The sequence below is a fragment of the Microcoleus sp. N9_A1 genome (genome assembly GCF_036701795.1).
Taxonomy (GTDB): domain Bacteria; phylum Cyanobacteriota; class Cyanobacteriia; order Cyanobacteriales; family Microcoleaceae; genus Microcoleus.
On the sequence record NZ_JAUBRI010000094.1, the window covers coordinates 1 to 2,530 of the forward strand.

Annotated in this window: 2 protein-coding genes; one reads left to right on the forward strand and one right to left on the reverse strand. The window is 49.2% G+C overall.

Annotated elements, in window-relative coordinates:
- Window positions 1-181: 181 nt before the first annotated feature.
- Window positions 182-1,393: a 2'-O-glycosyltransferase CruG gene (cruG, locus tag QUA58_RS27895; RefSeq protein WP_333397348.1), complete on the forward strand. Its 1,212-nt coding sequence runs from the start codon at window positions 182-184 to the stop codon at window positions 1,391-1,393.
- A gap of 76 nt (window positions 1,394-1,469) precedes the next feature.
- Here cruG and QUA58_RS27900 read toward each other — a convergent pair.
- Window positions 1,470-2,530: calcium-binding protein (locus QUA58_RS27900; RefSeq protein ID WP_333397328.1), on the reverse strand; the 1,061-nt coding region annotated here is incomplete at its 5' end.

Here is a 2,530-nt window from a genome sequence, read left to right on the forward strand (position 1 = left end):
GTCTTCAACAGTTTGAAGCTATCTTCATTGGTTGGAAAACCGCTCTAGCTGGACTTGTGTGTACACGGTAGCCTTAATAAGGGGGATGCGAGGGGGATCTCGCCCGGAATAAATAGTTTTAACCCAACCGTATTGATCCATATCCAGTAAGTCATTCCCAATTCTTCAATTGTTTAATAGTATGGTTTTCCCGATCGCCCCTCACCTGTTCTCGCAATTGCTGACAAGTATCATCCCTGTCGCACTCCTGCTGCTGCAATTGCCCGCCGCAGCCCTTCTGATGTCGCGTCTGATTAAAGGCCCATCGCGCATCCCGCCCCTGGAACCCGATTCGCCGACGCTGGATTTGTTGGGTGCTTGTACTGCGGTAGTACCGACTTTGAACGAAGCCGATCGCATTTCGCCTTGTTTGGAAGGATTAACCAGTCAAAGTTACGAACTCCGAGAAGTGATTGTCGTTGACAGCTATTCGGTAGACGGAACCGGAGATTTAGTCAAGGCAGCCGCACAAAAAGACCCCCGGTTTCGCTTGATTAACGACGATCCGCTGCCGGCGGGCTGGGTAGGGCGTCCCTGGGCGCTGAATGCAGGTTTTTTGGCAAGTTCCGAGAAGTGCGAGTGGATTTTGGGGATAGATGCGGATACTGTGCCGCATCCGGGTTTGATTGCGAGTTTACTCAAAACGGCGAAAGCTGGAAATTACGATTTGATTTCGCTGTCGCCGCAGTTTATCCTCAAGTATCCGGGGGAGTTGTGGCTGCAACCTGCTTTGTTAATGACTTTGGTTTATCGGTTCGGGCCGACGGGGACTGGCGGGGATGTGCCGGAACGGGTGATGGCGAACGGTCAGTGTTTTCTCTGTAAGCGCGAGGTTTTGGTGGCATTGGGGGGCTATGAGGTGGCAAAAGGTTCTTTTTGCGATGATGTGACTTTGGCTCGCTATGCGGCTGCTAAGGGCTTTAAGGTGGGCTTTTTGGATGGGGCTAAGGTGTTGCAGGTGCGGATGTATGAGGGGGCGATCGAGACTTGGAATGAGTGGGGTCGATCGCTCGATTTGAAAGATGCTGCTTCTGGCGCTCAAATTTGGGGCGATTTGTGGCTGTTGCTGGCGGTTCAAGGTTTGCCGGTGCCGATCGTCCTGTGCTATTTGTTGTCTGGTTCAGTGCCTGCTGTGGGCGCGTTTCCGCAGTTTTGGCTGTGGGGATTGAATGTATTTTTGGTGGCGGTGCGATCGGCTTTGTGTTTCGCGATCGCCCCAAGCTACGATACAACTCAGGCATCGGGTAAATGGCTGTTTTGGCTGTCACCTTTGGCCGATCCGTTGGCGTTTTTGCGAATTCTAATTTCTGCGTTGAATCAGCCTACTCAGTGGCGCGGCCGGAAGTATGAATAGTCGTTGAGTTTTTGCTGGATATTTCAAAATTGGTAGAAGTGCGTGAAGCGAACCTTCACGCACTTTTAATTATTTCCTAAACCAGCATGAAGTTAGCCGCTGTCAGCGAATTGGCACTCACTCCAATCATCACACCTAACTCTTCTCCTGTCAAGGAATTTTTGATAATTGTACCCTGAGTATTTTGAGTTATTGCTAACTGGCTAAAGCTCAAACCTCCGCTTAGTGCGATCGAATCTTGACCGCTTGTAAAATCAGCAATAATATCAAATCCTTGACCAGATTTTAGTACAAAGATATCATTGCCGCTACCGCCAATCAAACTATCATTCCCCAATTCTCCGTAAAGGACATCATTACCTTTTCCGCCCAGGAGAGTATCATTATCTTCCCCGCCGTAAAGAGTATCATTTCCTTCACAGCCTCCCAGCATATCTGCGCCTTCGTCACCGCTGATAAAATCATTACCTTCGCCGCCGCAGATGGTATCCGAGCCCTGATTTCCCAACAAGTAATCATCTCCCTCACTGCCAAGGATTATGTCATCACCTTTGCCTCCAAATAAGCTGTCATTACCCTTACCGCCGTCGATGAAGTCATCATTTCTGTTCCCATAAACGATGTCGTCACCTTCGCGGCTATTTAGGGAGTCATTGCCTTTACCTCCAAAGATTAAATCATTCCCCAAGTCGCCGAGAATAATGTCATTATTTTCATCTCCAAATAAGATGTCGTCACCTGTGCCACCGCTGATAAAATCATTGCCTTTGTTGCCGTTGAGGATGTCGCTGCTGTCACCACCATATAAGTTGTCATCCCCGGATTTGGCATCGAATATATTGCCCGTGTTGCTACCCAGTAATTCATCGTTTTTGGCAGTGCCTATTTGAATGCCCGGTACACCGAGTATCGTGTTTTCAACTGAATTCGGTTGGTTTAAATTGGGATAGTCAATGTCATCGCAGATGCAGTCATCGTTGGGGATGTTATTAGTTATTGGTGTTGGCGTTACCGATGGTGTTGGCGTCGGTGTTGGTGTCGGTGTCGGTGTCGGTGTTTCCGCAGGTGCAGGTGCAGGTGTTGGCGTTACCAATGGTGCAGGAGTTGGTGTTAGCGCAGGAGTTGGTACTGGTGCAG